This window comes from Pseudomonas ovata, from assembly GCF_003131185.1.
In the GTDB taxonomy this organism is placed as follows: domain Bacteria; phylum Pseudomonadota; class Gammaproteobacteria; order Pseudomonadales; family Pseudomonadaceae; genus Aquipseudomonas; species Aquipseudomonas ovata.
Map to the genome: position 1 here is coordinate 126,663 of NZ_QFFU01000008.1, position 25,202 is coordinate 151,864.

Below are 25,202 nucleotides of genomic sequence, written 5' to 3' on the forward strand. Positions count from 1 at the left end.
CGTGCATCCGGCCAGGCCCCTGGGGCTGATCAAGCTTCACGCCAAATTGATAGTCTATAGGCTATAATCCCGCGCTTTGGCTGACCCTCGCCTTCCGTGCAGGGCCCACAATTTTTCTCGGGCGCACGACGCCTGCATGCAGACAAAAGAGGCTAGACCCTAGTGGCATTGACGATCCTTGGCCTGTCCGGCGCCCTTAGCCATGATCCTTCCGCCGCCCTGTACATCGACGGCAAGTTGATCGCCGCGGCCGAAGAAGAACGCTTCGTGCGCGACAAGCACGCAAAGAACCGCATGCCTTACGAGTCGGCGAAGTTCTGCCTGGAGCAGGCCGGCATCAAGCCTTCGGACGTTGACGTGGTGGCGATTCCTTTCGCCCCGATCAGCCTGTTCGGCAAGGCACGCTGGCATTACGCCAAGCGTTACTGGTATGCCCCGGACCGTGCCCTGGACGCGCTGCTGATGGGCAACCGTCGCTACAAGCGCTACCGCAACAAGATCGTCTGGTGCCTTGAACAACTGGGTTTTGACCCGAAAAAGATCAAGATCGAGCCGGTCGAGCACCACCTGGCCCACGCTGCCAGCGCCTATCACTGCTCCGGATTCAAGGAAAAGACCGCGATCCTGGGCATCGACGGCAAGGGCGAGTACGCCACGACCTTCTTCGGCTATGGCGAGAACGGCAAGATTCACAAGATCAAGGAATTCTACGACCCGGACTCGCTGGGCGGCTTGTATGGCGCGATCACCGAGTTCCTCGGCTTCGAGATGCTCGACGGCGAGTTCAAGGTCATGGGCATGGCGCCGTATGGCGATGCCAGCAAGTATGATTTCTCGCGCCTGGCGACCTTCGAGAACGGCGAGCTGGTGATCAATACCGAGCTGGCCAACGTCATCGGCCTGCGCCGCTATAAAGAGAAGGGCAAGGGCTTCTACTTCTCGCCCAAGCTGATCGAATGGCTGGGGCCCAAGCGCGTGGGCGACGTGGCCGACGAGCCATACATCCACTATGCCGCCAGCATGCAGGCGCTGTTTGAAAAGCTCGCCCTGCAGATGATGGACCATTACCTGGGTGACATTCTCAAGCAGACCGGCAAGATCGCCTTTGCCGGCGGCTGTGCGCTGAACGTCAAGCTCAACCAGAAAATCATCGCCCGTCCCGAGGTCAAGGAGCTGTTCGTGCAGCCGGCCTCCGGTGACGCCGGCACCGCCGTGGGCGCTGCCGCCTATGTGTCGCATGCCCGTGGCGTGCCGGTCGAGAAGATGGAACACGTCTACCTCGGCCCTTCGTACAGCAACGAAGACGTGATTGCCGCCTGCGCCCGTCACCCCAGCCAGCCCAAGTGGCGCCAGATCGACAACATGCCCGAGCGCATTGCGCAGATCATGGTCGACGGCAACCCGGTGGCCTGGTTCCAGGGCCGCATGGAGTTCGGCCCGCGTGCCCTGGGCGGTCGTTCGATCATCGGCTGCCCGAGCGTGCCGGGCGTGGCCAACCGCATCAACGAACAGATCAAGTTCCGCGAGCGCTGGAGACCCTTCTGCCCGTCGATGCTCGACACCGTGGCCCCGCAGATGATCACCATCGACCATCCGGCGCCGTTCATGACCTTCACCTTCGAAGTCGCCGAAGAGTGGAAGACCCGCGTGCCGGAAGTCGTCCATGAAGACGGCACCTCGCGGGCCCAGGTGCTCAAGCGCGAGTACAACCCGCGCTACTACGACATGATGAAGGCGCTGGAAAACCTCACCGGCAACGGCGTGTCGCTCAACACCTCGCTCAACCGCCGTGGCGAACCGATGATCTGCTCGCCCACCGATGCGCTGAACATGTTCTTCGGCTCGGACCTGGAATACCTGATCATGGAAGACATCCTGGTCGTCAAAGAGGGCGTGAAGGCTTATGACAGCGTCGGCTGAGCGCCATGTGCTGCAGTTCTGCCACGGCTATGACGGGCCGTTCCTGGATTGCGCACGGCAATACGCCAGCCTGTTCGCCGGCAAGGGCTACCGGGTGACCACGGTGTTCCTGACCGGCGAGTACAACCCGGACGTGATCGCCGATTGCGGCTCGGACGAGGTGCTGTTCATGCAGTTCAGCTCCAGCGCCATTCGTGGCCTGAAGCTGGGCGCCATTGCTGCCCTGCGCAAGATCGCCGCCACTCGGCGCTTCGACTTCTGCATCGCGCACCGCTTCAAGCCGGTGTACATCGCCTTGCTGGCGACAAAGCTGCCGGTGATCGGTGTGCACCATGCCTTCGGCGACTACCAGCGCGGCAGCCGCCGGCTGTTCGCGCACCTGTTTCGCCAGCGCCTGAGCCTGCTCGGTGTCTCGGACGCGGTGCGCGACGACATGCGTAAAAGCCTGCCCAAGTGGCCGGCCGAGCGTATCGAAACGCTGTACAACCGTATCGATGTCGAGCAACTGCAAGGCCGCCAGTGCAGCCGCGAAGAGGCCCGCCTTGAACTGCAACTGCCTCCCGACGTCTGGGTGGTCGGCAATGTCGGCCGCCTGCACCCGGACAAGGACCAGGCCACGCTGTTGCGTGGCTTTGCCCAGGCCCTGCCGGACCTGCCGGCAGACAGCCGGCTGGTGATCCTCGGCAAGGGCCGCCTGGAGCAATCGCTCAAGGACCTGGCGCTGGCGCTGGGCATCGGGCCGCAGGTGCTGTTTCTGGGCCAGGTGCCCGAAGCGCGGCGCTATTTCAAGGCGTTCGATGTCTTTGCCCTGAGCTCGGACCACGAGCCGTTCGGCATGGTGCTGCTCGAAGCCATGGTCGCCGGCGTGCCGCTGCTGGCCACGGCGTGTGGCGGCGCCAAGGAGGTGGTCGAAGGCGTCGGTGTGCTGTTTCCGCTGGGCGATGCCGAGCACCTGGCCCAGGGGCTGGTGCATGTGTCGCGCCTTGATGAACAGCAGCGCCAGGCCTGTGCCGAGCAGATGCTGCAGCGGCTGCAAAAGCGTTTTTCCGATCATGCGGTGCGCCAGGTGTTCTGGCAGTTGCCGCAGGTCAACCGGCTGGCTGTGGGGGCCTGATGCTCAATTTTCTGCAGGGCTTTCGCGAGCGCGGCTGGACCGCGATCGACGCCGCCACCTACGAGCAGGCCTGGCAGCGCTACGGCGGCAGCGTGGCCACGCACCCCGAGGTGGTGGCACGGCTTTCCGCCCTGGCCGGCATTCCCGTGCGTTACCTGGCCTGGGAGCAGGGCGGCGAACTCAAGGCGGCGATTGCCACCTGGGGCCGCGCCCTGGCGCTGGACAAGGGTGAGCTCAAGCGGCATGGCAAGAAGGGCCTGTTCGACCTGGGCAATGCCGAGCTGATCCTGCCGGTGGCCGAGGACGCCAGCGTAGCGCTGCGTCATCAAGGGCGCTACCTGTCGGCGCTCAATGAAGGCCGGATCAGCACTTACAAGGCCCAGGCCGAGTCGCTGGCCATGGCCCGCACGCCCGAGGAACTGTCGAAAAAGTTTCGCTACAACCAGCGCCGCGAATTGCGCCTGCTCGAAGAAGCCGGGGGCACGGTGCATGCGGTCAGCGAGTTCGACAGCGCCACCCTGGCACAGATTTACTGCGACCTGTTTCAGCGCCGCTGGGGCTTTGCCGCCACCGGGGCTGCGCGCATGGCCGAGGTCATCGAGCTGCTGCGCGAATGGCTGATCGGCGCGGTGCTGTTTCTGGACGGTGCACCGATTGCCACGCAACTGGTGTACCGCGTCGAGGCGCCGCAGTGGGTCAGCGTCGAGTACGTCAATGGTGGTGTCGACCCCGAGAATCGCGGGTTCAGCCCTGGCAGCGTGCTGAGTTTCATCAATACCCAGAGCGCGTGGGAAAGCGCCCGGGCCCTCAACAAGCCGTTGCGCTTCTCGTTCGGCCGCGCCGACCGCGAATACAAGGACCGTTGGTGCAACCCTGTCCCGGTATTTCAGGTGTGAGCCGCAAACAGCAGTTACTCAAGCGCCACCGGCGCAATAAACGCATGGCTTTGCTGGTCGTCCTGCTGACCTTGATCGCCGCCGGCCTGCTGCTGGCCTGGTGGCTGGTGCCGCTGCTGGCGATAGCGGCGTGGATGGCCCACGAGGCCTGGTTTGCCGATCATCTGTTCTATGCGCCGGGCGATGATTACCAGTACCGCTTCGCTGACCACGACGAAGTGCCGGGCGTGCGCCTGGACAACGGCCGCCTCAGCGTCGACCTGCCAGGCCCCTTGCAGGGCGACGAAACCCTGATCCTGGCGGTGACGGTGCGCAGTGGCTGGTTGGGGCGATTTCTCGACCCGGCCGTACAATTGCTCGGCAATGACGAGGGTGATGTGCAGACCTTCGAGCGCGGCGTTGATGGCGTGCGCTACCTGAACCTCACTGGCCTTGGCCGTTCGCTGAGCGAAGGCCGGCTGCAACTGGCCGGACGCTTTTGCCGCATTGCCGGCACGCCGCGCCTGTGGCTGTGGCGTCAGGCTGATGCTCGTCGCCAGCGGGTCATGGTCATCGCCCCGCATGCCGACGACGCCGAGTTGGCGGCCTACGGTCTGTACAGCCAGGCCGATGAAGCCTGGATCGTGACCCTGACCGCCGGTGAAATCGAGGCCGGGCATTACCGGCGCATGGGGCTGGGCAACAGCGAGGCGGCGCGGCTCAAGGGTCGCCTGCGTGCCTGGGACAGTATTGTCGTACCGCGCTGGGCCGGGGTGCCCGAGGCACGTTGCGTGCAGCTGGGTTATTTCTGCCTGCAACTGCCGGCCATGCAGGCCGCGCCTGACCAGCCGATCGCCTCGCGCGAAGCCGACCTGGCCGATACCCGGTTGTTTCGCCAGTTCAATTCGCTGGCGCTGCCCGGCGACGACGGCGTGCCGAGCTGGAACAACCTGCTGGCCGACCTGCGCGCCTTGATCGTGCAGGCCCGACCGCAGGTGCTGGTCATGCCGCACCCGACCATCGACCCGCACCCGGACCACATCTGTGCCCAGGCGGCGGTGCGCGAAGCCTTGCAGGGCCTGGCCTGGCGGCCGGAAATGATCCTGGCCTATGCCAACCACCTGCATGACAACGACCGCTGGCCCATGGGCAATGCCCATGAAGGTGTCAGCCTGCCGCCTGTCTTCGATGACCGGCAGACGCTGGTGCCCTGCAGCCTGGTGCTGCCGGCCGAGGTCCGCCGTGACAAGGCCATGGCACTGGGCATGATGCACGACCTGCAACCGCCCATGCCCTTCAAGCGCAAGCTGCGTCGGTGCCTGCAACGTGTGCTGGCCGGGCGGCGCGTGCCTGCCGAAGGCGAGAACGAATTTTTCCGTAAGGCTGTGCGGCGCCATGAACTGTTCTGGCGCAGCGATATCTGATTCCGCTTCAGCAGGCAGCCCGGCTGCAAGGAAACCCATGAGAGTTCTATTTCTGGTGCAGAAAGAACAGCGCGCCATTCTGGACCGTCTGTATGAGGGCATTGCGGCGCACTGTGAATGCGACCTGCGCTGGCTCACCTCTGAAGAGCAGCGCGACCTGCGCGGGTATTTTCGCCGCGAAGTGGATGTCACCCGCTATGACCGCATCGTGTTCTTCCTGCGCTTCAAGCAGGAGGTGCGGCAGGTGGGGTTTATCCGCAGCCTGCCCAACCTGGTGATCCTCGAGCACGATGCCTACCAGAACTATATCCCGTGCAAGTACACCGGCAAGTTCAGCGCCCACTACCGCAAGCTGCCCTGGGCGCGGGTGATCACCTCGGGCTTCATGGTCACCGAGCGTCTGCGCGCCGAGGGCTTCGATGCAGTGTTCGTGCCCAAGGGCTATGACCAGGGCCTGGTACAAGGCCTGGGCCGCGAGCGTGACATCGAGCTGGCGTTCGTCGGCAGCACCAAGAGCGTGGCCTACAGCGGGCGCAAGGCCCTGCTCGATGAGCTGGCCAAGGTCGAGCCATTGCTGGTGACCCGGACCAAATCCGGCGAAGAGTACTGCGCCACCCTGAACCGCATTCGTTTTTTCGTCAGTGCCGATGTCGGCATGGGCGAGTACATGATCAAGAACTTCGAGGCCATGGCCTGCGGCTGCGTGCTGCTGGCGTTCGATCAGGGCGCCGAGGAAAACCGGGCGCTGGGCTTCGAAGACATGAACAATATTGTGCTGTATCGCGATATCGACGAGTTGCGCAGGAAACTGCATCAATTACGTGAAGATTCGGCTCTGGCGGATGAAATCTCCCGTAACGGGCAGACGCTGGTGGAGCAACGCTATACATTCCATGCCCTTGGCAAGGCCATCGTCGATGCCCTGCAGGCGCCGTTGCGGGCGCGGGCCGCCCCCGGCCTGCTGGATCGCGTGCGCTCCTGGATCGGCGCATGACTGGCACAGACCGTTTGAACATTCAATGATTGGGAGCCCATGATGGTATTCAGCGAAAACAGCGAGATCACACTGGTTGTCACCAGCTGTGGCCGTTTCGACCTGTTGAAGCGCACCCTGGAAACGTTCGATCGTTTCAATACCGCGCCCATCCGCCATGTCCTGATTACCGAGGACTCCGGTGACGAGCAGGTCCGCACCTGCATTCCCGAGCATTGGCAGGCGCACACCCGGTTCATCGTCAACAATCCCAAGCTGGGCCAGATGCGCTCGGTCGATGCCGCCTATGCGCTGATCGAGACCCAGTGGGTGTTCCATTGCGAGGACGACTGGGACTTCTATCGCCCAGGCTTTATCGAAGAGTCCATGACCCTGCTGATCAACGACCCGCAGGCCCTGCAGGTCTGGCTGCGCAGTTTCAACCATGACCTGATGGTGCACAGCCCGTATATGTTTCTCAACGAGCGTGAAGTGGTGCAGGGCATCCCGTTCTACAGGCTGGGTTCGCACAAGGCCGAATGGCAGGGCTTTTCCTTCAACCCGGGTCTGCGTCGTCTTACAGACTATAAGGAGCATGCGCCCTATGCTGATCACGGCGGCGAAAAAAAGCTGTCCCAGGTCTATGCTTCGCAGAACCGCTATGCCCTGATCCTGGAGAACGATGCAGTCCTGCACACCGGCTTTGGCAATCATGTGGTGGTGTCCCAGGAGCGTGTGGACAAACAACGCCGCAAACGCCGCGAACGCGCCAAGCTGTTCGCCACGCTGGTTGCGGGTCTGATAATAGGTTGGTTACTCAATAATGTCGGTTGATGGTGTTCGCGCCCCCTTCAGCAAGAGTCAGCTCTACTTTGGCACCGCGTTGTGCGCTTTTCTGCTGAGTTTCATCCTGCACGACTCGGCCAAGTTCACCAATAACCTGTTCTACGCCACCATGGCGCTGCCGGGCCTGTTCTTCCTGGTCAAGGCACGCGGCGCCAAGGTGTTCAGCCAGCCCCTGGGGCGCGTGTGGGCGGCCTTCATGCTGTGGTTCCTGGTGCCGGCGCTGTTCTCGGCCGACTTCCAGTTCTACAAGCACATTGTCTACGTCAGCCTGTTCGTGTTCATCATTGCCGGATTGACGCCGACGGCGATGTTCAACGGCGGGGTGTTCGTACGCGGGCTGTTCTGGACCATCTGCCTGTACATCTTTGTCGGCAGCCTGCACAGCTGGACTACCGGCCAGTTCGTGCTGGGCCAGCGCGTGGCGATCCTGCCCGGTCGGGTCGACAACGTTATCTACAGCAGCGCCTGGCTGGTCTGTGCGCTGGCCCTGGCCATGCCGCTGTGGGTCCGGCAGCGACGCTGGATCGAAGCCGCCTGCGCTGTCGCCCTGACCTTGCTGGCCGCCGCCTATGTGGTGCAGACCCGCACGGCCCTGGTCGGCCTGGGCGTATTGCTGGGGTTGTGGGGGCTGCACATGCTGTACCGTTTCCCGCGGGTGACCAGCCTGGCCTTGCTGGGTGTGGCGGCGGCGATCAGCCTGACGCTGTGGCTGTGCTGGGAAGAACAGTGGGTAAGGCTGTTGTTCGTGCGCGGCGATTCGTTTCGCATCGAGCTGTTCGAGATCATGACCGCCGAGTGGGGGCATTGCGGCTGGATACTGGGCTGCGGGGTCGATTTCCAGACCACCCGGACCCTGACCGGTGGTATCCCGATCCAGCATCCGCACAATGTGTTCGTCGCCATGGGTCTGTACACCGGTGCGGTATCGCTGCTGCTGTTCCTGGTGGTCATGATCATGAGCCTGTGGCAGGCCTGGCGGCTGCGTGACGCCTGGGGCTGCTACCTGGCCTGTGCGCTGATGATGCTCAATTTCGACGGCAGCAAACTGGTGGGCAACCCTGACGAGCTGTGGCTGCTGGTGCTGCTGCCGGCAGCGATGATCCTGGGCCGCCGCGTACAGCGCGGCCCCGTCCCGATCCTGGAACGCCAGTAGGAGCGCGCTTGCCGGAATGCCGGACCACCGCGACCGGCTGCGTAGCAGTCGTAAAATTGCAGCGTTTCACAGATTTCTGCGAGCGCTTCGCACTCGGTCGCCGGCAAGCGGGCTCCTACCCGTAACCCGTAACCCGTAACCCGTAACCCGTAACGGTATTCAACCCAGCGCGTGTTTCAGCTCTGTCTCACTGCAAATGCCCTGCGCCGCCAGGTAAGCCTGGACAAAGGCGGGGTTGCCTTCGCCCAGCAGCCATTGGCGATCCTCGGTGTAGGAGCGCGCTTGCCCGCGACCGAGTGCGAAGCGCTCGCAAAATTGACTGAGCACTACAAATCTCTGACTGTGAACGCATTCGAAATTTGTGAAACGCCACAATTTTACGACTGCTACGCAGGCGGTCGCCGGCAAGCGGGCTCCTACCCGTAACCCGTAACCCGTAACCCGTAACCCGTAACCCGTAACCCATAACGATATTCAACCCAGCGCGTGTTTCAGCTCTGTCTCACTGCAAATGCCCTGCGCCGCCAGGTAAGCCTGGACAAAGGTGGGGTTGCCTTCGCCCAGCAGCCATTGGCGATCCTCGGTGTAGCGCAGCATGTGCTTGAAGTTGCGCAGGCGCAGGGCCTTGCGCAGGGGTTGCCGGTAGGTCTTCATGTCGGCAATGTCGATCAGGCCCAGCGTGCCTTCCGGGGTGAGCACCACGTTGCCCAGGTGCGCCGAGCGAAAGTAAATGCCTTTTTCATGCAGATAGGCGATGAAGCCCCCCAACTGGCGGCGCAGTTCATCGTCGCGGCCGACCTCGTGCAGCAACTGGCGCAGGGTCTGCCCAGGCAGTGGCGTGTAATGCACCGCGTCACGCTCGATCGCGGCAATGCGGAACACACAGCGTACCTGCGGGCACGGCACCGCACGTTGTGCCAGGGTCTGGCAATTGTCGGCAAAGCGGGTGGCGTAGGGGTACCAGGCGGCCGAACTGATCAGGCGCTTGCGGCGAAACAGTTTGAGCATCGAACCGTCGAGCAGGCGCAACACCTTGTCGCCTGTGCCGTCGGCTTCGAGTACTTCTGCACCCTGGACCAGGTCAAGGTAGCGGGCATGGTCAAGTGCTTGCATCGATACTCCGAAATCTGTGCCATCAGGCTTTCAAGGTCCGCCATGTTACCCCAGCCGGCAGCCACGAAAAGCGCTTGTGATACAATTGCGCCTCTTTTTGACTCGACGGATTCCCATGGCAACTTCCGAATCGTCCGCGCCGTCCAGCGTGAAGATCTACCTGCGCCTGTTGACGTATGTGCGGCCGTATGTGGGCATTTTCCTGCTCAGCATCGTCGGCTTTGTGATCTTTGCCTCCACCCAGCCCATGCTGGCGGGCATTCTCAAGTACTTTGTCGACGGCCTGACCAACCCCGCCGTGGTGTTGTTTCCCAACGTGCCGTACCTCAACCAGCTGCAATTGCTGCAGGCCGTGCCGCTGCTGATCGTACTGATCGCCGCCTGGCAGGGGCTGGGGTCGTTCCTGGGTAACTACTTTCTGGCCAAGGTTTCGCTGGGGCTGGTGCACGACCTGCGCGTCGAGCTGTTCAACAAGCTGCTGGTGCTGCCTAATCGCTATTTCGACACGCACAACTCCGGTCACCTGATCTCGCGCATCACCTTCAACGTGACCATGGTCACCGGTGCCGCCACCGATGCCATCAAGGTGGTGATTCGCGAGGGCCTGACCGTGGTGTTCCTGTTCATCTACCTGCTGTGGATGAACTGGAAGCTGACCCTGGTAATGCTGGCCATCCTGCCGCTGATTGCCGTCATGGTCGGCAGCGCGAGCAAGAAATTTCGCAAGCAGAGCAAGAAAATCCAGGTGGCCATGGGCGATGTGACCCATGTGGCCTCCGAAACCATCCAGGGCTACCGCGTGGTGCGCAGCTTCGGTGGCGAGGAGTACGAGCAGGCGCGCTTCGCCAGGGCCAGCGACAGCAATACCGAGAAACAGCTGCGCATGACCAAGACCGGCGCGGTTTATACACCCATGCTGCAACTGGTGATCTACACCGCCATGGCCACCCTGATGTTCCTGGTGCTGTTGCTGCGCGGTGATGCCACGGCGGGCGATCTGGTGGCCTACATCACGGCTGCCGGCCTGTTGCCCAAGCCGATTCGCCAGTTGTCGGAAGTCAGCTCGACCATCCAGAAAGGTGTGGCCGGCGCCGAAAGCATCTTCGAACAACTCGATGTGGTCCCGGAAGTCGACACCGGCACCTTCGAGCGCGAGCGGGTCCAGGGCCGTCTTGAAGTCAGGAACCTGAGCTTTGCCTATCCGGAGACCGGGCGACAAGTGCTCGATGACATCAGCTTTACCGCCGAGCCCGGTCAGATGGTGGCCTTGGTCGGGCGCTCGGGCAGTGGCAAGTCGACCCTCGCCAACCTGATTCCGCGCTTTTATGTCCATGAAACCGGGCAGATCCTGCTTGATGGTGTCGACATCAACGACTATCGCCTGCGCAACCTGCGTCGGCACATCGCCCAGGTCAACCAGAACGTCACCCTGTTCAACGACAGCGTGGCCAACAACATCGCCTATGGCGACCTGGCCGGCGCGCCGCGTCCTGACATCGAGCAGGCCGCCGCCGCCGCTTATGCCAAGGAGTTCATCGACCGCCTGCCCGAGGGCCTGGACACCCAGGTCGGCGAAAACGGCGTGCTGCTGTCCGGTGGCCAGCGCCAGCGCCTGGCGATTGCCCGGGCCCTGTTGAAAAATGCACCGCTGCTGATCCTCGACGAAGCCACCTCGGCGCTCGATACCGAGTCCGAGCGGCACATCCAGGGGGCGCTGGACCAGGTCATGCAAGGTCGCACGACACTGGTGATCGCTCACCGCCTGTCGACGATCGAAAAAGCCGACCTGATTCTGGTCATGGACGGTGGTCGTATCGTAGAGCGCGGCACGCACACCCAGTTGCTGGCCCAGAACGGCTATTACGCCCGCCTGCATGCCATGGGCCTGGACGAGCCGGCGCCAGGCGGGGCGATCTGAGGCCGGGCCGGGCTCAGTGGTTTTTACAGGGTCCGGGCGGATCGCTGTCCGCTCGGTCCATGGGTAAAAACCCTGTGCTAAGATTCCGCCCCTGTTCAGTTCTGGTACGAGTTGCTCTATGAAGTTGTCCATGCCGCGTTTCGATCAAGCGCCTGTCCTGGTGGTGGGCGATGTCATGCTCGACCGTTACTGGCATGGTGGCACCTCGCGTATTTCTCCCGAGGCGCCGGTGCCGGTGGTCAAGGTCGACCAGATCGAGGATCGTCCCGGTGGCGCCGCCAACGTGGCGCTTAACATCGCCGCCCTCGGCGCCCCGGCCTCGCTGGTCGGCGTCACCGGCACCGACGAGGCCGCCGACAGCCTGGCCAACAGTCTCAAGGCGGCCGGTGTGGTCGCGCGTTTCCAGCGCATTGCGCACCAGCCGACCATCGTCAAGCTGCGGGTCATGAGCCGTCACCAGCAGTTATTGCGCATCGATTTCGAAGAACCTTTTGCTACCGATGGCCAGGCCTTGAGTGCCGAGGTCGACGCCTTGCTTGAAGGCGTGCGCGTGCTGGTGCTCTCGGATTACGGCAAAGGCGCATTGAAAAACCATCAAGTGCTGATCAGCGCCGCGCGTGCGCGCAATATCCCGGTGCTGGCCGATCCCAAGGGCAAGGATTTTTCGATCTATCGCGGCGCCAGTGTAATCACGCCGAACCTCAGTGAATTCGAAGCCATCGTCGGCCATTGCAGCGACGAGGCCGAACTGGTCGCCAAGGGCGCACAGCTGATGCATGAACTGGAGCTGGGCGCCTTGCTGGTGACCCGTGGCGAGCACGGCATGACCCTGCTGCGCCCGGATCACGCCGCGCTGCACCTGCCGGCCCGGGCCCGCGAAGTGTTCGACGTGACCGGTGCTGGCGATACGGTCATTTCCACCCTGGCCGCTGCGCTGGCTGCCGGTGAAGACCTGCCTAACGCCGTGGGCCTGGCCAACCTGGCCGCCAGCATCGTGGTCGGCAAGCTCGGTACGGCGGCCATCAGCGCCCCTGAACTGCGCCGGGCGATCCAGCGCGAAGAGGGTTCCGAGCGTGGGGTGCTGGGGCTGGAGCAGTTGCTGCTGGCCGTCGACGATGCCCGGGCGCACAACGAGAAGATCGTCTTCACCAACGGCTGCTTCGATATCCTGCATGCGGGCCACGTGACTTATCTGGAACAGGCCCGCGCCCAGGGCGACCGGTTGATCGTGGCCATCAACGACGATGCCTCGGTCAGCCGCCTCAAGGGGCCGGGCCGGCCGATCAACAGCGTCGACCGGCGCATGGCCGTACTGGCAGGGTTGGGTGCGGTGGACTGGGTGATCAGCTTTGCCGAAGGCACCCCGGAAAACCTGCTCGGCCACATCAAGCCCGACGTGCTGGTCAAGGGCGGCGACTACAGCGTCGATCAGGTGGTCGGCGCCGACATCGTCAGCGCCTATGGCGGTGAAGTGAAAGTGCTCGGCCTGGTCGAGAACAGCTCGACCACCGCCATCGTCGAGAAAATTCGCGGCCAGTGAGTGACCTTGATCACCTCCTTGGGAGCCCACCCTGTGTCACTGACACAGCGCCAAGGCGGCACGCTGTCGCGCAGCAAACATGGACCCGGTGTAGGAGCGCGCTCTGCCCGCGACCGAGTGCGTAGCGCTCGCAGAAATCTCGGAAACGCCGCAATTTTACGAGCGCTAGCGCACTCGGTCGCGGGCAAGCGCGCTCCTACAAACGGTGAGTTTAATAGCGAATAAAATCAATAAGTTATTTTGTGTTTGATGAGAGCGACCAGCGCGAAGGTCACTTCGCCAGCCTGGAACGTGCCCGTTGCAGCAGCTCACGGGCCTTGCCGGTCAGGCGCGTCAGGCCGGTGTTCTTCGGCGGTGGCGTCAGGCCTTGCTGGCGCAGCCAGTCTTTCCAGCGGATCCGCTCGTCACTGACCACCCAGCCGTCCTGGCGGGCAAAACTCTCGGCCAGATACAGGCCGCGGGTGCCCACCGGGGTCAGCCGGTCGCGCTTGAGGGTGTACAACTCGGGCAGCGGGTTGCCGTTTTCCAGCGGCATCAGGTACAGGTCGGGCTTGCTGCGGTTCAGGCGTGCGACCAGGTGCTGGTCTTCCAGGCTCTCGTCAACATGAAACAGGCTTACCGGCCGGGCTTCGCGCGGGATTTCCAGGCGCATGTCGTAGATCAGTTGCAGTGAGGCGGTCGGCAGGTGCACGTAGGCTCGCGGGCGCTCGAGCAGCGCCTGGCTGCCACAGCGCACCGGCAGCGCCGCGCCCGACAGCGGGCTGAGGCGAAACGGCATGGCCTCGCGGTAATGCAGGGCGGCGGCGTAGGGCGCCGGCAGCCAGGTGTCCTTGTAGCGCCCGCTGAGCCAGCCTTGCGGGGTTTCGATCAGGCATTCTTCGGCCACTTCCTGGATGGCCGTGTGCAGCGGCAGGGCCAGTTCATGGGCCGGTACATAGCCTGAAATCAGCTTGAGCACCACATCGCCACGGTCCTTGCGTCGTTGCCGCACCAGCACCCAATAGTCGCGGTTCTGCCAACTGAGCGTCAGGCGGATCGACACCCCCAGGTTGGCCAGTTCGACGATGAAGCGTTCATTGTCCGGCACCTCGATCTTGCGCCGGCGTTGCAGGGTCTGGGCAAAGTTGAGCGGCATGCCGATGCTTTCATAACCGAGGCCCTCTGGCGTGGCCTCGACCAGCAATGAAAGGGTCTTGAAGTTGCTGGGGTTACTGCGGATCAGGGTACGCGGCATATCGGCTCCTCCTTGCGTTGGGGTCGGCCGCCGACGTCAGGCTTGACGGCGAATCACGGCTGCGGCACAGGCCACGTTATGCGCCAGGTGCACGGGGTTGATGGTGCCGACGATGGCACTTGCCACGCCCGGATGCCCGAACAGCAAGCCGAAGCTGGCCCGTACCGGGTCGACACCCGGTTCCAGACAGATATGACCGCTGGCCAGCGCCTTTTTCACCAGAATCGCTTTGCCATGCGCCGCAGCGTAGTCCAGAACCGGTTTTTCGCCTTGTTCATTGAGGTTGTAGGTGACCATGGCGCAATCACCCTGCTGCAAAGCCAGCAGCCCGCCTTCGACCGTCTTGCCGGAAAAGCCGTAGCTGCGGATCTTGCCTTCGTGCTTGAGCTCGGCCAGGGTCTGGTACACCGCGGTGTCGGTCAGGATTGTCAGGTCATTGCCGTCGGAATGCACCAGCACCATGTCGATAAAATCGGTTTCCAGACGTTTCAGGCTGCGTTCGATGGAAGCACGGGTGTGCGTGGCGCTGAAATCGTGGTGCGACAGGCCATTATCGAATTCTTCACCGACCTTGCTGACGATCACCCAGTCCTGGCGCTGACCGCGCAGCAGCGGGCCGAGGCGCTCTTCGCTGATGCCGTAGGCCGGCGCGGTGTCGAGCAGATTGATGCCCAGTTCGCGGGCCTGGCGCAGCAGGCTGGCTGCTTGCTGGTCGTCGGGAATGCGAAAGCCGTTGGGGTACTTGACCCCCTGGTCGCGGCCGAGCTTGACGGTGCCCAGGCCCAGCGGCGATACGCTCAGGCCGGTGTTGCCCAGCGGGCGGTGCAGGTCGTGCAGGGTCGGCAGGCTCATGGCAGCAACTGGTCCCAGACCGGTGTGGCCAGTGGCGGCCTTGGCAGCTCGCCCAGCGGCGGTTGAGCGCTCGGCTTGATGCCGTCCTTGTCCAGTGCCGCCAATACACGGTCGGCAAAGTCCGGGGCCAGTGCCAGCTTGGTCGGCCAGCCCACCAGCAGGCGCCCCTGGACATCGACGAAGGCGTTGTCGGGGCGGACCAGGCCGGACTGCTCGGGCTCGGCGCGGTCGACCCGCAGGGTGGCCCATTGCGCCTGGTCGAGATCAATCCAGGGCAGCAGTTTGTGCAACTCGTCGCGGGCCGTGGCGATCTGCGCCGCGGGCTCGCGGGCCACGCCCTCGGCTTCGGCAATGTCGCCGCCCAGGTACCAGACGTGCTGGCCATCGGCAGCCGGGTGGGTGGTGACGGTGATGCGCGGCTTGGGACCGCCGCCCAGGCAGTGGGCGTACAGCGGCTTGAGGGTCGGGCCCTTGACCAGCACCATGTGCAGTGGCCGGCGCTGCATGGCTGGCTGGCGGATGCCCAATGCCTCAAGCAGGGAGGCGGTGCCGGCGCCGGCACTGAGCACGATGCGTCGCGCATGAATGTCGCGGCCGTCGACGCGCAGGCCGATCAACTGGCCGTCGGTATGCAGCGGTTCGATGTGCTGGCCGGCCAGCAGGCTGTCGCCGGCCAGGTGTGCCAGGCGCTCGATCAGGCTCGGAACGTCCACGACCAGTTCGGCCAGGCGATAGACCTTGCCCTTGAACTTCGGGTGCTGCAAGGCCGGTGGCAGGTCGTCGCCCTTGACCTGGTCGACCCGGCCACGCACGGCCTTGCTGGCGAAAAAGCTGGTGAGGTTGCCGGCCAGGGTGCCGGGCGACCACAGGTAGTGGGCCTCGGACAGCAAGCGTACGCCGGCCAGGTCGATCTCACCCTGGCCGTCCAGCGCTTCGCGCCAGCGGCGCGGCATGTCGGCAATGGCTTCGGAGGCGCCGCTGAGTGCGCCATGCAATGCGTACTTGGCGCCGCCATGGATGATGCCCTGCGATTTGAGGCTTTGCCCGCCACCCAGATGACCGCTTTCCACCAGTACGGTGGAAAAGCCCTGGCGACGCAGGCGGGCATTGAGCCAGAGACCGGCAACACCACCGCCCACGATCAGGACGTCGGTGGAAAGAACAGATGGCATGGGCACCTCTTGGGCTGAACGATGCCGGCCATTATAGGGGGTAATCAGTGCCCTGCGGTTTTCGAGAACAACTGGATGACCACCACGCCCAGCACGATCAGGCCCATGCCGAGGATGGCCGGCAGGTCGAGCTTCTGCCCGTAGATGAACAGCGCGGCGATGCTCACCAGCACGATGCCCATGCCGGACCACACGGCATAGGTCACGCCCACCGGAATGGTGCGCACCACGATGATCAGCATCCAGAACGCAATGGCGTAGCCGCCGATCACCAGCAGCAACGGCAATGGTGTGCTCAGGCCCTTGACGGCTTTCATCGAGGTGGTGGCGATGACTTCGGCGCAGATGGCAATGGCCAGCAGGTAATAGGCATTCATGGACCGACTCCTTCTTCAATGGCGCCATTCTAGGCCAGGCACAGATGCGGTAAAGTCATTAGCCATCTGCTGGGGAGATAGGTTGATGGCTGAACAGTGGAGTCTTGAACAACTGCGTATCTTTCTGCGCGTGGCCGAACTGCGCTCGTTTTCGGCCGTGGCCCGTGAGCAGCGCAAGGCGCAGTCGGCCATCAGCAATGCCATCGCCCTGCTGGAGGCCGACCTGGGGGTAACCTTGTTCGAACGCAGCAGCGGGCGCCAGCCGCGCCTGACCGACAACGGCGAGGCGTTGCTGGCCGATGCCCATGAGTTGCTGCGCCAATGCGAGCGCCTGGATGGCCGGGCACTGGCACTGATGCGCGGGCAGGAGGCGCTGTTGCGCATTGCTCAGGACGAAGCCATGCCTTATCAACCGGTGATCGACAGCCTCAAGGAGCTGGCCAGCCGCTTTCCGTACCTGCAAGTGCAACTGGCCAGCAACGCCCAGGGCGACGTGGCGCGCAAGCTGGTGGAGCGCCGGGCCGACCTGGGCCTGTTTTTTCACCATGAGCACATTCCGGCCTCGCTGGAGCGCCGCACCCTGGGCAGCGTCGAGATGGTCACCGTGTGTGCGGTCGATCATCCGCTGGCCCGCGAGCGGCAGGTGACCCGCCAGCAACTGGCCTGTCATCGCCAGTTGTTGATCACGCCACAGCAAAGCGATTACCCCGGCGGTGAGGCGATCAGCCCGCTGGTCTGGCGTGCCGACAGTTTCTACGCCATGGCCGAGCTGCTGATGCGCGGCCTGGGCTGGGCCTGGTTGCCGCGCCATGTGGTGCAGTACCCGACCTATCAGGCGCAGATGGTCGAACTGGCCAGTGAATGGCAACCCCCGGCGCTGGTGGCCGAACTGGCCTGGCGTCGCGACGAACCCCTGGGCCCGGCCGCGCAATGGCTGGCCGAACGCTTTGCCGTGCACTTGCAAGCGATCGGGTAGGCGCGGCCGCGCGCAGATCCTTGTAGACTTCGCCCCATGAACAGAACGCTCTATACCCTGCTTTTTCATCTGGGCCTGCCGCTGGTCGCGCTGCGCCTGTGGCTGCGTGCGCGCAAGGCGCCGGCTTATCGTCAACGCATCAAGGAGCGCTTTGGCTTCGGCCTGCCGGTGATGCGGCGTGGGGGGCTGTGGGTGCATGCGGTCTCGGTGGGCGAGAGCATTGCCGCCGCGCCCATGGTGCGCGCCCTGCTCAAGGCCTACCCGGACCTGCCCATCACCCTCACCTGCATGACCCCGACCGGCTCCGAGCGGATCCGCGCGCTGTTTGCCGACGAGCCGCGCATCCAGCATTGCTACCTGCCGTACGACTTGCCCTGGGCGGCGCGGCGGTTTCTCGATCATGTGCAGCCGCGGCTGGGCATCATCATGGAGACCGAGCTGTGGCCCAACCATATCCACCAGTGTGCCCGTCGCGGTATCCCGGTGGTGCTGGCCAATGCCCGGCTGTCCGAGCGTTCGGCCCGCGGTTATGGGCGTTTCACCGGCCTGACCCGGCCGATGCTCGCCGCAATGAACGGCTTTGCCGTGCAGACCGAAACCGAGGCCGAGCGCTTCCGGGTATTGGGGGCCCGGCCTGAATGCGTGACGGTGACCGGCTCGATCAAGTTCGACCTGACCATTGACCCGCAGTTGTTGGTGCAGGCGGCCAGCGTGCGCGCGCAATGGCAGGCCGTTGGCCGGCCCGTGTGGATCGCGGCCAGCACCCATGCCGGTGAGGATGAGCCTATTCTGGCGGCGCATCGCCAGGTGCTGGCCAGCCATCCCGAAGCCTTGCTGATCCTGGTGCCGCGCCACCCGGAGCGCTTTGCCAGCGTGCATGAGCTGTGTGTGCAGCAAGGCTTCGCCACAGTGCGCCGCTCGACGGGCGCGGCGGTCATGCCGGCCACCTCGGTGCTGCTGGGCGACACCATGGGCGAGCTGCTGTTTCTCTATGCCCTGGCCGACTGCGCCTTTGTCGGCGGCAGCCTGGTGGCCAATGGCGGGCATAACCTGCTGGAACCGGCGGCCCTAGCCAGGCCGGTGCTCAGCGGGCCGCACCTGTTCAACTTTCTGGAAATCGCCGCCATGCTGCGCAGCGCTGGCGCCTTGCTCGAAGTCAACGACGCGCAGGCGTTGGCGACAGCGGTGCAACGCCTGTTCGACGAGCCCGAACAGGCCCGCACAATGGCCGAGGCGGGGCTGCAGGTCATGCAGGCCAACCAGGGCGCCCTGCAGCGATTGCTGGGGCTGATTGCCCGGCTGATGTAACACCAAGACCTGAAATCCCTGTGGGAAACGGCTTGCCGGCGATGCGGCCAGCAAGTTGCCTCCCACCGTCTGGTGCCAGACCCGAAATTCAGGGTCACATCACCGTGGTAGGAGCGCGCTCTGCCCGCGACCGAGTGCGTAGCGCTCGTAAAATTTCGGAAACGCCACAAATTTCTGAGTGTGAACACGTCCAAAATCTACGAAACGCTGCAAATTTACGACTGCTGACGCAGCCGGTCGCGGGCAAGCGCGCTCCTACCCCGGGTCCAGCGCGGGGCTGCCGGTCAGCGCTTGGCCGGGCGTTCGAAGTTCTTGCGGGCGGCCTCGGCCAGGTCCGGGGGCAGGAAGTCCTTGTCCGGGTTGTAGTCGGGCTTGAGGTAGCGCGCCAGGTCTTGCAGGTCGTCGGGGCTCAGGGTGCCGGCGGCCTGTTTCAGGCGCAGGCTGTCGAGGATGTAGTCGTAGCGGGTGTTGTTGTAGTCACGCACCGAGGCGTACAGCTGGCGCTGGGCGTCGAGCACGTCGACGATATTGCGGGTGCCGACCTGATAGCCGATTTCCGTGGCTTCCAGCGCGCTCTGGTTGGAGATGATCGACTGCTTGCGCGCCTGCACCTGCTCGACATCGGTGTTGACCGCGCGGTGCAGGTTACGCGTGTTCTCGACCACCTGGCGGCGCAGGCTTTCGCGACGCTGTTCGCTCTGGTTCAGGCGTGCGTATGCCTCACGCACCTGCGAGCTGGTCAGCCCGCCGCTGTACAGCGGGATGTTCAGTTGCACGCCCACGGTGCGCTGCTCGACGTCGCCGCTGTAGCTTTGCCCGGTGTAGTTGGGGTTGGAAAAGCCCAGGGCGTCGTTGTCGCCACGCTGGTAGGTGGCCACGGCGTCGACCGTCGGCGCATGGCCGGCCTTGCGCTGGCGCACGGTCTGCTGCGCGGCTTCGACCGCATGGTTGCTGGCTTGCAGGTCAAGGTTCTGCTGGGCCGCAGTGTCGACCCAGGTCTTGGCGTCGTTGGGCGAGGGCGGCAGCACCGGCAGGCTGTGGACCATGCCTTCGATGGCGCTGTACTGGCGATTGGTCAGGGTCACCAATGCCTGGAACGCATCGTCGACCTGGCGTTGGGCGATCAGCCGGTTGGCGCGGGAAGTGTCGTGGCTGGCCTGGGCCTGGAGCACGTCGGTCTTGTCCGACAGGCCGACATTGAAGCGCTCGTTGGCCTGGTCCAGCTGGCGCTTGAGCGCCGCCTCTTCGGCCTTGGTGGTCGCCAGGTTGTCCTGGGCGCGCAGCACCGTGAAGTACAACTGCGCCGATTGCAGGATCAGGTTCTGCTCGGTGGCCGACAATTCCAGCGCCGCCTGCTCGTTCACCGCCTCGGCGGCCTGCAGCTGGAACCAGCGGTCGGCGCGGAACAGCGGCTGGCTGAGCGTGGCCTGGTAGACCGTGCCGCTGCGGCTGGCCGTTATTCTGGGTTGATCGATGCTGGTGCGGGTGTTGTTGCTCTGGGCGCTGGCCGACAGGTTCGGCAACAGCCCGGCGCGGGCCTGTGGCACGCCTTCGCTGCGTGCCTGGTAGTCGGCGCGGGCCGCGGCCAGGTCGGCATTGTTGTCCACCGCCTGCTGGTAGACATTCACCAGCCCGGTGCTGGCCGTGAGCGGGGCGTCGTAGGCCCAGGCGTGCGGGCTGCAGGCATATGACACAGCGATGACCCACGACAGTTTGCGCAGCATGAGGTGTTCCTTCCTGAAAATGATCGCGGCCTGGACCGGTCAGCGAGTGTAGAGCCTGACGTTGGGCGCAACAATCGGTCATATCGGTCATTTATCGCCGGGGTTGTATGCGGGGCTGGCGTTGGGGCCCCTGGCCGGCATAGACTGGCACCGTTCTTGTCGGGGTGCCTTGCTATGAGGCTGAGATCGGTTAAGCCGGATCCCGTTGAACCTGATCAGGTTAACGCCTGCGTAGGGAACAAGATTGCTCGCTCCCGGCGAGTCCTCTTGAGTGTCGTCCGGGGTCGTGCGTTCAATTTATTCGAACACCCGCCTTCCTGCGATGCTCTGCGTCTGTGTTTCATGGCGCGCCCCCCGTCCGTTCAGGTCACTCCGACAATCAATCCGCCCCAGGATGTCAGGAGAGACCGTGATGAGCACAAAAGCAAAAAACGCCCCCCATCTGAGTGAATCGGCCCAGGTCGACTCAGGCTCCGTGAAGCCGTTCACCCGCTCGCAGAAAATCTACGTTCAAGGCTCTCGGCCGGACATCCGTGTGCCGATGCGCGAAATCAGCCTGGACGTGACGCCGACCGATTTTGGTGGCGAGATCAATGCGCCGGTCACCGTCTACGACACCTCGGGCCCCTACACCGACCCCAATGTGATCATCGATGTGCGCAAGGGCCTGGCCGATGTGCGCACGCCGTGGATCGAGTCGCGCAACGACACCGAACTGCTCGACGGCCTGAGCTCGAACTTCGGCCAGCAGCGCCTCAACGATGCCGAACTGACCGCCCTGCGCTTTGCCCATGTGCACAAGCCACGCCGCGCCAGGGCCGGCGCCAACGTCAGCCAGATGCACTATGCCCGCCAGGGCATCATCACCGCCGAGATGGAATACGTCGCCATCCGCGAAAACATGAAGCTGCAAGAAGCCCGTGCCGCCGGCCTGCTGCAGCAACAACACGCCGGCCACAGCTTTGGCGCCAGCATCCCCAGGGAAATCACCGCTGAGTTCGTGCGCGAGGAAATCGCCCGTGGCCGCGCGATCATCCCGGCCAACATCAACCACACCGAACTTGAGCCGATGATCATCGGCCGTAACTTCCTGGTGAAGATCAACGGCAATATCGGCAACAGCGCACTGGGCTCTTCCATCGAGGAAGAGGTGGCCAAGCTGACCTGGGGCATCCGCTGGGGCTCGGACACGGTCATGGACCTGTCCACCGGCAAGCATATTCATGAAACCCGCGAGTGGATCATCCGCAACTCGCCGGTGCCGATCGGCACCGTGCCGATCTACCAGGCACTGGAAAAGGTCGGCGGCGTGGCCGAGGACCTGACCTGGGAGCTGTTTCGCGACACGCTGATCGAACAGGCCGAGCAGGGCGTTGACTATTTCACCATTCATGCCGGCGTGCTGCTGCGCTATGTGCCGCTGACCGCCAAGCGCGTCACCGGGATCGTCAGCCGCGGCGGCTCGATCATGGCCAAGTGGTGCCTGGCGCACCACAAGGAAAACTTCCTCTACACCCACTTCGACGACATCTGCGAAATCATGAAGGCCTACGACGTCAGCTTCTCGCTGGGCGACGGCCTGCGCCCGGGCTCGATTGCCGACGCCAACGACGCCGCGCAGTTCGGTGAGCTGGAAACCCTGGGCGAGTTGACCAAGATCGCCTGGAAGCATGACGTGCAGTGCATGATCGAAGGCCCGGGCCATGTGCCGATGCAGTTGATCAAGGAAAACATGGACAAGCAGCTCGAGTGCTGCGACGAGGCGCCGTTCTACACCCTGGGCCCTTTGACCACCGACATTGCACCGGGCTACGACCACATCACCTCCGGTATCGGCGCGGCGATGATCGGCTGGTTCGGCTGCGCCATGCTCTGCTACGTCACGCCCAAGGAACACCTGGGCCTGCCGAACAAGGATGACGTCAAGACCGGGATCATCACTTACAAGATCGCCGCCCATGCTGCCGACCTTGCCAAAGGGCATCCCGGCGCGCAGATCCGCGACAACGCCCTGAGCAAGGCGCGCTTCGAATTTCGCTGGGAAGATCAGTTCAACCTCGGCCTGGACCCGGACACCGCCCGCGCCTACCACGACGAAACCCTGCCCAAGGACTCTGCCAAGGTCGCGCACTTCTGCTCGATGTGCGGACCGAAGTTCTGCTCGATGAAGATCACCCAGGAAGTGCGCGAGTACGCCGCCAACCAGCGCATCGACAGTATCGATGTGTCAGTGGAGGCGGGCATGCGCGAACAGGCCGAGCGCTTCAAGCAGGAAGGCAGCCAGCTTTACCAGAAAGTCTGATCATACGACCCCTGGTAGGAGCGCGCTTGCCCGCGACCGGCTGCGCTAGCAGTCGTAAAATTGTGGCGTTTCGCCGATTTACCAGCCGTACATCTATGGCGTTTCGCAGATTTTGCGAGCGCTGCGCACTCGGTCGCGGGCAAGCGCGCTCCTACTAACCATTGAGATTCTGATGTGAACACACCCGGCACTTACTCCCCCGACCTGCCTGTCTCTGCCGAGCGGCGGGTATTGGGCGGACGCGATCTGTTTTCCCTGTGGTTTTCCCTGGGCATCGGCCTGATGGTCCTGCAAACCGGTGCCTTGCTGGCACCGGGGCTGGGCATGAGCGGTGCGTTGCTGGCCATTGCCCTGGGCACGCTGGTCGGCGTCCTGCTGCTGGCCGGCGCCGGGGTGATCGGCACCGATACCGGCCTGTCGTCCATGGCTTCGCTCACGCTCAGCCTGGGACGACGCGGCGCGATGCTGCCGGCGGTCCTCAACCTGCTGCAACTGGTGGGCTGGGGCTCGTTCGAGATCATCGTCATGCGCGATGCGGCCAGCTTGCTGGGGGCGCGCGCCTTTGGCGAAGGCGGGCTGTGGACCAGCCCGTTGCTCTGGGCGTTGTTCTTCGGCGGCCTGGCGACCTTGCTGGCGGTCAGCGGGCCCTTGACGTTCGTGCGCAAGATCCTGCGCCAGTGGGGTATCTGGCTGTTGCTTGGCGCATGCCTGTGGCTGACCTGGAACCTGCTGGCCAAGGCCGACCTGGCGGCATTGTGGGCGCGTGGCGGTGACGGTTCGATGCCGTTTGCCACCGGTCTGGACATTGCTATTGCCATGCCACTGTCCTGGCTGCCGCTGATTGCCGACTACTCGCGCTTCGGCCGACGGGCGAAGCCGGTGTTCTTCGGTACGGTGCTGGGATATTTCATCGGTAACTGCTGGCTGATGAGCCTGGGCGTGGGCTACACCCTGGCATTCGCCGCCGATGGCGAGGCCAATGCCCTGCTGCTGGCCCTGGCCGGGGCCGGGATGGGCATTCCGCTGTTGCTGGTGCTGCTCGACGAGTCGGAGAAGGCTTTTGCCGACATCCACTCGGCGGCAGTGTCCGGTGCCATGCTGTCGGGGGTGAAGGTTGAGCACCTGGCGTTGGCCATTGGCGTGCTCTGTACCTTGATCGCCTGCTTTGCACCACTGGCGCAGTACGAAAGCTTCCTGCTGCTGATCGGCTCGCTGTTCGCGCCGTTGTTCGGCGTGGTGCTGGTCGATCACTTCGTGCTGCGCCGGCGGCGTTCGCCGGCCCAGGTGCCGGGGCTGCGGGGCTTGAGCCTGCTGGCCTGGCTGGGCGGCGTCAGCACCTATCATCTGCTGGCCAATCTGTACCCCGAAGTGGGTGCCACCCTGCCAGCACTGGTCATGGCCGGCGTATTGCAGTTGTTGCTGGGGCGCGGTGTCAGCTGCGACCGGGGAACAGCTCAGGCCTGATCACGCCATTGAGCTGCGGATAGGGAATCTTCAGCTCGACATGGCCCATGGCGTAGGGCGCAATGGTGGTCACCGGGTACTTGAGGATCACCGCGCCATAGGTCAGCGCCACGTTGGTGGTGCGCTTGAACGGCCAGGTCTTGAGAAATTCAGGGTCCTCATTGACTTTGGTTGACACCTGCCAGGCCTGGTGGGCCATCTGGGCCTTTTCCCAGAACTCGGCTTCCTTGCCGGGCACGACCATGTCCGCCAGGGTCAGGACCTTCTGTTGCTGGCGCGAATAGCTGAACAGCGAGCGACCCGGGTCGCCGTGGGCGCCGCCGGTGTCCAGGTAGCTGGACAGCTCCATCACCACGATGCCGTCATGCTGCTCGCGGACCTTGGCCTGCAGGTAGCTGGCGTTGCGGCCCTGGGCACGGCTCAGAAACTGCTGTTCGTACGCCTTGAGCGTGGCCGGCGGCGTCGCGCCCGGTTCGCTGTGAGCCATCTGCAGCAGGTTTTTCTGCACGATGGCGTCCAGCCGCGGCTCGGCGGGAAAGTGCACGGTATCGATGTTCACCAGCGGGCAATCGTCACTGTTGCAACCCGGCTTGATCTGCTCCGAGGTTTCGCGCTCGACCTGCAGCGGGGCACGCATGTTGGGCTGGAACAGGCTTTGGCAGGCACCCAGCGTAACGGCCAGGCAGGCCAGTGCGGCGATCTTCGATAACGACATTGATGATCCTTGGCGGTGTCGGAAAAAACGCGTGCGGCGTACGCATGCAGGCTGCTTGGACTGCAAACCGCGATTTCGGTTCGCCACTGGGCGGATTAGAAATGTTTTGGCGCCTGCGCGTCTACCCTGCTTGTTGAGAGGGGGGGCTGCATCTGGTGGTCGATGCGCGTTAGGATGGCCCGAAGCCAAAGCGTCCTGCAGC

21 protein-coding genes and 1 riboswitch are annotated in these 25,202 nt (G+C 63.8%); of the genes, 13 read left to right on the forward strand and 8 right to left on the reverse strand.

Annotated elements, in window-relative coordinates:
* The first annotated feature begins 162 nt into the window (after positions 1 to 162).
* The 7 genes from DGA31_RS13490 to DGA31_RS13520 are packed head-to-tail and all read left to right on the forward strand — an operon-like array spanning position 163 to position 8,305.
* Positions 163 to 1,920 (forward strand): carbamoyltransferase family protein, encoded by a 1,758-nt coding sequence (locus DGA31_RS13490; protein ID WP_109512893.1) that lies wholly within the window; start codon positions 163 to 165, stop codon positions 1,918 to 1,920.
* Positions 1,904 to 3,034 carry a glycosyltransferase gene (locus DGA31_RS13495; RefSeq protein WP_109512894.1) on the forward strand — a complete coding sequence of 377 codons (1,131 nt, stop codon included), beginning with the start codon at positions 1,904 to 1,906 and terminating at the stop codon, positions 3,032 to 3,034. The genes DGA31_RS13490 and DGA31_RS13495 overlap by 17 nt, the downstream gene beginning before the upstream one ends.
* Positions 3,034 to 3,930, forward strand: a complete 897-nt coding sequence (locus tag DGA31_RS13500; protein ID WP_056840620.1) for a GNAT family N-acetyltransferase — start codon at positions 3,034 to 3,036, stop codon at positions 3,928 to 3,930. Before DGA31_RS13495 ends, DGA31_RS13500 begins: the two co-directional genes overlap by 1 nt.
* A complete protein-coding gene (locus DGA31_RS13505) occupies positions 3,927 to 5,333 on the forward strand; it encodes a PIG-L deacetylase family protein (protein ID WP_109512895.1) in 1,407 nt (468 codons plus the stop codon). Before DGA31_RS13500 ends, DGA31_RS13505 begins: the two co-directional genes overlap by 4 nt.
* Positions 5,334 to 5,370: 37 nt before the next feature.
* Positions 5,371 to 6,327: a glycosyltransferase family protein gene (locus DGA31_RS13510; protein ID WP_109512896.1), complete on the forward strand. Its 957-nt coding sequence runs from the start codon at positions 5,371 to 5,373 to the stop codon at positions 6,325 to 6,327.
* A 39-nt stretch (positions 6,328 to 6,366) separates the two neighbouring features.
* Positions 6,367 to 7,140: a glycosyltransferase family 2 protein gene (locus DGA31_RS13515; RefSeq protein WP_056840623.1), complete on the forward strand. Its 774-nt coding sequence runs from the start codon at positions 6,367 to 6,369 to the stop codon at positions 7,138 to 7,140.
* Positions 7,130 to 8,305: a hypothetical protein gene (locus DGA31_RS13520; RefSeq protein ID WP_109512897.1), complete on the forward strand. Its 1,176-nt coding sequence runs from the start codon at positions 7,130 to 7,132 to the stop codon at positions 8,303 to 8,305. The genes DGA31_RS13515 and DGA31_RS13520 overlap by 11 nt, the downstream gene beginning before the upstream one ends.
* 159 nt (positions 8,306 to 8,464) lie before the next feature.
* Here DGA31_RS13520 and DGA31_RS29805 read toward each other — a convergent pair whose 3' ends face one another.
* Together DGA31_RS29805 and DGA31_RS13525 are read right to left on the reverse strand one after the other, a co-directional pair.
* On the reverse strand, positions 8,465 to 8,632 hold the full coding sequence (locus DGA31_RS29805; RefSeq protein ID WP_153811675.1) for a hypothetical protein: 168 nt from the start codon (positions 8,630 to 8,632) through the stop codon (positions 8,465 to 8,467).
* Between the two features lie 147 nt (positions 8,633 to 8,779).
* Complete coding sequence (locus tag DGA31_RS13525) at positions 8,780 to 9,418, reverse strand: BUD32 family EKC/KEOPS complex subunit (RefSeq protein WP_109512898.1); 639 nt, start codon at positions 9,416 to 9,418, stop codon at positions 8,780 to 8,782.
* A gap of 115 nt (positions 9,419 to 9,533) precedes the next feature.
* Between DGA31_RS13525 and msbA the strand changes: the two genes are divergently transcribed.
* Both msbA and hldE read left to right on the forward strand, forming a co-directional pair.
* The gene (gene msbA / locus DGA31_RS13530; RefSeq protein ID WP_056840626.1) at positions 9,534 to 11,336 is read left to right on the forward strand and encodes a lipid A export permease/ATP-binding protein MsbA; all 1,803 of its coding nucleotides are present in this window, start codon (positions 9,534 to 9,536) and stop codon (positions 11,334 to 11,336) included.
* A gap of 118 nt (positions 11,337 to 11,454) precedes the next feature.
* Positions 11,455 to 12,876: a bifunctional D-glycero-beta-D-manno-heptose-7-phosphate kinase/D-glycero-beta-D-manno-heptose 1-phosphate adenylyltransferase HldE gene (gene hldE, locus DGA31_RS13535; protein ID WP_056840627.1), complete on the forward strand. Its 1,422-nt coding sequence runs from the start codon at positions 11,455 to 11,457 to the stop codon at positions 12,874 to 12,876.
* A gap of 271 nt (positions 12,877 to 13,147) precedes the next feature.
* Here the strand turns inward: hldE and DGA31_RS13540 are convergent, their stop codons facing one another.
* Genes DGA31_RS13540 through DGA31_RS13555 form a run of 4 tightly spaced genes read right to left on the reverse strand, consistent with a single transcriptional unit; the run spans position 13,148 to position 16,511 of the window.
* Positions 13,148 to 14,110, reverse strand: coding sequence for a hypothetical protein (locus tag DGA31_RS13540; RefSeq protein WP_056840628.1), 963 nt, complete (start codon positions 14,108 to 14,110; stop codon positions 13,148 to 13,150).
* Positions 14,111 to 14,146: 36 nt separating this feature from the next.
* Positions 14,147 to 14,962 carry an aldo/keto reductase gene (locus DGA31_RS13545; protein WP_056840629.1) on the reverse strand — a complete coding sequence of 272 codons (816 nt, stop codon included), beginning with the start codon at positions 14,960 to 14,962 and terminating at the stop codon, positions 14,147 to 14,149.
* The gene (locus DGA31_RS13550; RefSeq protein WP_109512899.1) at positions 14,959 to 16,134 is read right to left on the reverse strand and encodes an NAD(P)/FAD-dependent oxidoreductase; all 1,176 of its coding nucleotides are present in this window, start codon (positions 16,132 to 16,134) and stop codon (positions 14,959 to 14,961) included. Before DGA31_RS13550 ends, DGA31_RS13545 begins: the two co-directional genes overlap by 4 nt.
* 44 nt (positions 16,135 to 16,178) lie before the next feature.
* Positions 16,179 to 16,511, reverse strand: coding sequence for a DMT family transporter (locus DGA31_RS13555; RefSeq protein ID WP_056840631.1), 333 nt, complete (start codon positions 16,509 to 16,511; stop codon positions 16,179 to 16,181).
* Between the two features lie 85 nt (positions 16,512 to 16,596).
* On the opposite strand from DGA31_RS13555, the gene DGA31_RS13560 reads away from it, so the two are divergent.
* Positions 16,597 to 17,487 (forward strand): LysR family transcriptional regulator, encoded by an 891-nt coding sequence (locus tag DGA31_RS13560; RefSeq protein WP_109512900.1) that lies wholly within the window; start codon positions 16,597 to 16,599, stop codon positions 17,485 to 17,487.
* Between the two features lie 36 nt (positions 17,488 to 17,523).
* Complete coding sequence (gene waaA / locus DGA31_RS13565; protein ID WP_109512901.1) at positions 17,524 to 18,795, forward strand: lipid IV(A) 3-deoxy-D-manno-octulosonic acid transferase; 1,272 nt, start codon at positions 17,524 to 17,526, stop codon at positions 18,793 to 18,795.
* 284 nt (positions 18,796 to 19,079) lie between these two features.
* On the opposite strand, the gene DGA31_RS13570 is transcribed toward waaA, so the two are convergent.
* Positions 19,080 to 20,519 carry a TolC family outer membrane protein gene (locus DGA31_RS13570; RefSeq protein ID WP_056840634.1) on the reverse strand — a complete coding sequence of 480 codons (1,440 nt, stop codon included), beginning with the start codon at positions 20,517 to 20,519 and terminating at the stop codon, positions 19,080 to 19,082.
* Between the two features lie 150 nt (positions 20,520 to 20,669).
* Positions 20,670 to 20,774, forward strand: a riboswitch (TPP riboswitch).
* A gap of 157 nt (positions 20,775 to 20,931) precedes the next feature.
* On the opposite strand from DGA31_RS13570, the gene thiC reads away from it, so the two are divergent.
* Entirely contained in the window at positions 20,932 to 22,821 is a 1,890-nt protein-coding gene (gene thiC, locus DGA31_RS13575) for a phosphomethylpyrimidine synthase ThiC (RefSeq protein WP_056840635.1), read from the forward strand.
* A 174-nt stretch (positions 22,822 to 22,995) separates the two neighbouring features.
* The gene (gene cytX / locus DGA31_RS13580; protein WP_109512902.1) at positions 22,996 to 24,285 is read left to right on the forward strand and encodes a putative hydroxymethylpyrimidine transporter CytX; all 1,290 of its coding nucleotides are present in this window, start codon (positions 22,996 to 22,998) and stop codon (positions 24,283 to 24,285) included.
* On the opposite strand, the gene DGA31_RS13585 is transcribed toward cytX, so the two are convergent.
* Complete coding sequence (locus tag DGA31_RS13585; RefSeq protein WP_056840637.1) at positions 24,254 to 25,000, reverse strand: RsiV family protein; 747 nt, start codon at positions 24,998 to 25,000, stop codon at positions 24,254 to 24,256. The genes cytX and DGA31_RS13585 overlap by 32 nt on opposite strands.
* Between the last annotated feature and the right edge of the window lie 202 nt (positions 25,001 to 25,202).

What these genes read in the sequence shown, in the direction of transcription:
- DGA31_RS13495 (WP_109512894.1), top strand. Translation starts at nt 1,904, where the DNA reads ATGACAGCGTCGGCTGAGCGCCATGTGCTGCAGTTCTGCCACGGCTAT.
- DGA31_RS13500 (WP_056840620.1), top strand. Translation starts at nt 3,034, where the DNA reads ATGCTCAATTTTCTGCAGGGCTTTCGCGAGCGCGGCTGGACCGCGATC.
- DGA31_RS13510 (WP_109512896.1), top strand. Translation starts at nt 5,371, where the DNA reads ATGAGAGTTCTATTTCTGGTGCAGAAAGAACAGCGCGCCATTCTGGAC.
- DGA31_RS13515 (WP_056840623.1), top strand. Translation starts at nt 6,367, where the DNA reads ATGATGGTATTCAGCGAAAACAGCGAGATCACACTGGTTGTCACCAGC.
- DGA31_RS13520 (WP_109512897.1), top strand. Translation starts at nt 7,130, where the DNA reads ATGTCGGTTGATGGTGTTCGCGCCCCCTTCAGCAAGAGTCAGCTCTAC.
- DGA31_RS13525 (WP_109512898.1), bottom strand. Translation starts at nt 9,418, where the DNA reads ATGCAAGCACTTGACCATGCCCGCTACCTTGACCTGGTCCAGGGTGCA.
- msbA (WP_056840626.1), top strand. Translation starts at nt 9,534, where the DNA reads ATGGCAACTTCCGAATCGTCCGCGCCGTCCAGCGTGAAGATCTACCTG.
- hldE (WP_056840627.1), top strand. Translation starts at nt 11,455, where the DNA reads ATGAAGTTGTCCATGCCGCGTTTCGATCAAGCGCCTGTCCTGGTGGTG.
- DGA31_RS13540 (WP_056840628.1), bottom strand. Translation starts at nt 14,110, where the DNA reads ATGCCGCGTACCCTGATCCGCAGTAACCCCAGCAACTTCAAGACCCTT.
- DGA31_RS13545 (WP_056840629.1), bottom strand. Translation starts at nt 14,962, where the DNA reads ATGAGCCTGCCGACCCTGCACGACCTGCACCGCCCGCTGGGCAACACC.
- DGA31_RS13550 (WP_109512899.1), bottom strand. Translation starts at nt 16,134, where the DNA reads ATGCCATCTGTTCTTTCCACCGACGTCCTGATCGTGGGCGGTGGTGTT.
- DGA31_RS13555 (WP_056840631.1), bottom strand. Translation starts at nt 16,511, where the DNA reads ATGAATGCCTATTACCTGCTGGCCATTGCCATCTGCGCCGAAGTCATC.
- DGA31_RS13560 (WP_109512900.1), top strand. Translation starts at nt 16,597, where the DNA reads ATGGCTGAACAGTGGAGTCTTGAACAACTGCGTATCTTTCTGCGCGTG.
- waaA (WP_109512901.1), top strand. Translation starts at nt 17,524, where the DNA reads ATGAACAGAACGCTCTATACCCTGCTTTTTCATCTGGGCCTGCCGCTG.
- DGA31_RS13570 (WP_056840634.1), bottom strand. Translation starts at nt 20,519, where the DNA reads ATGCTGCGCAAACTGTCGTGGGTCATCGCTGTGTCATATGCCTGCAGC.
- thiC (WP_056840635.1), top strand. Translation starts at nt 20,932, where the DNA reads ATGAGCACAAAAGCAAAAAACGCCCCCCATCTGAGTGAATCGGCCCAG.
- DGA31_RS13585 (WP_056840637.1), bottom strand. Translation starts at nt 25,000, where the DNA reads ATGTCGTTATCGAAGATCGCCGCACTGGCCTGCCTGGCCGTTACGCTG.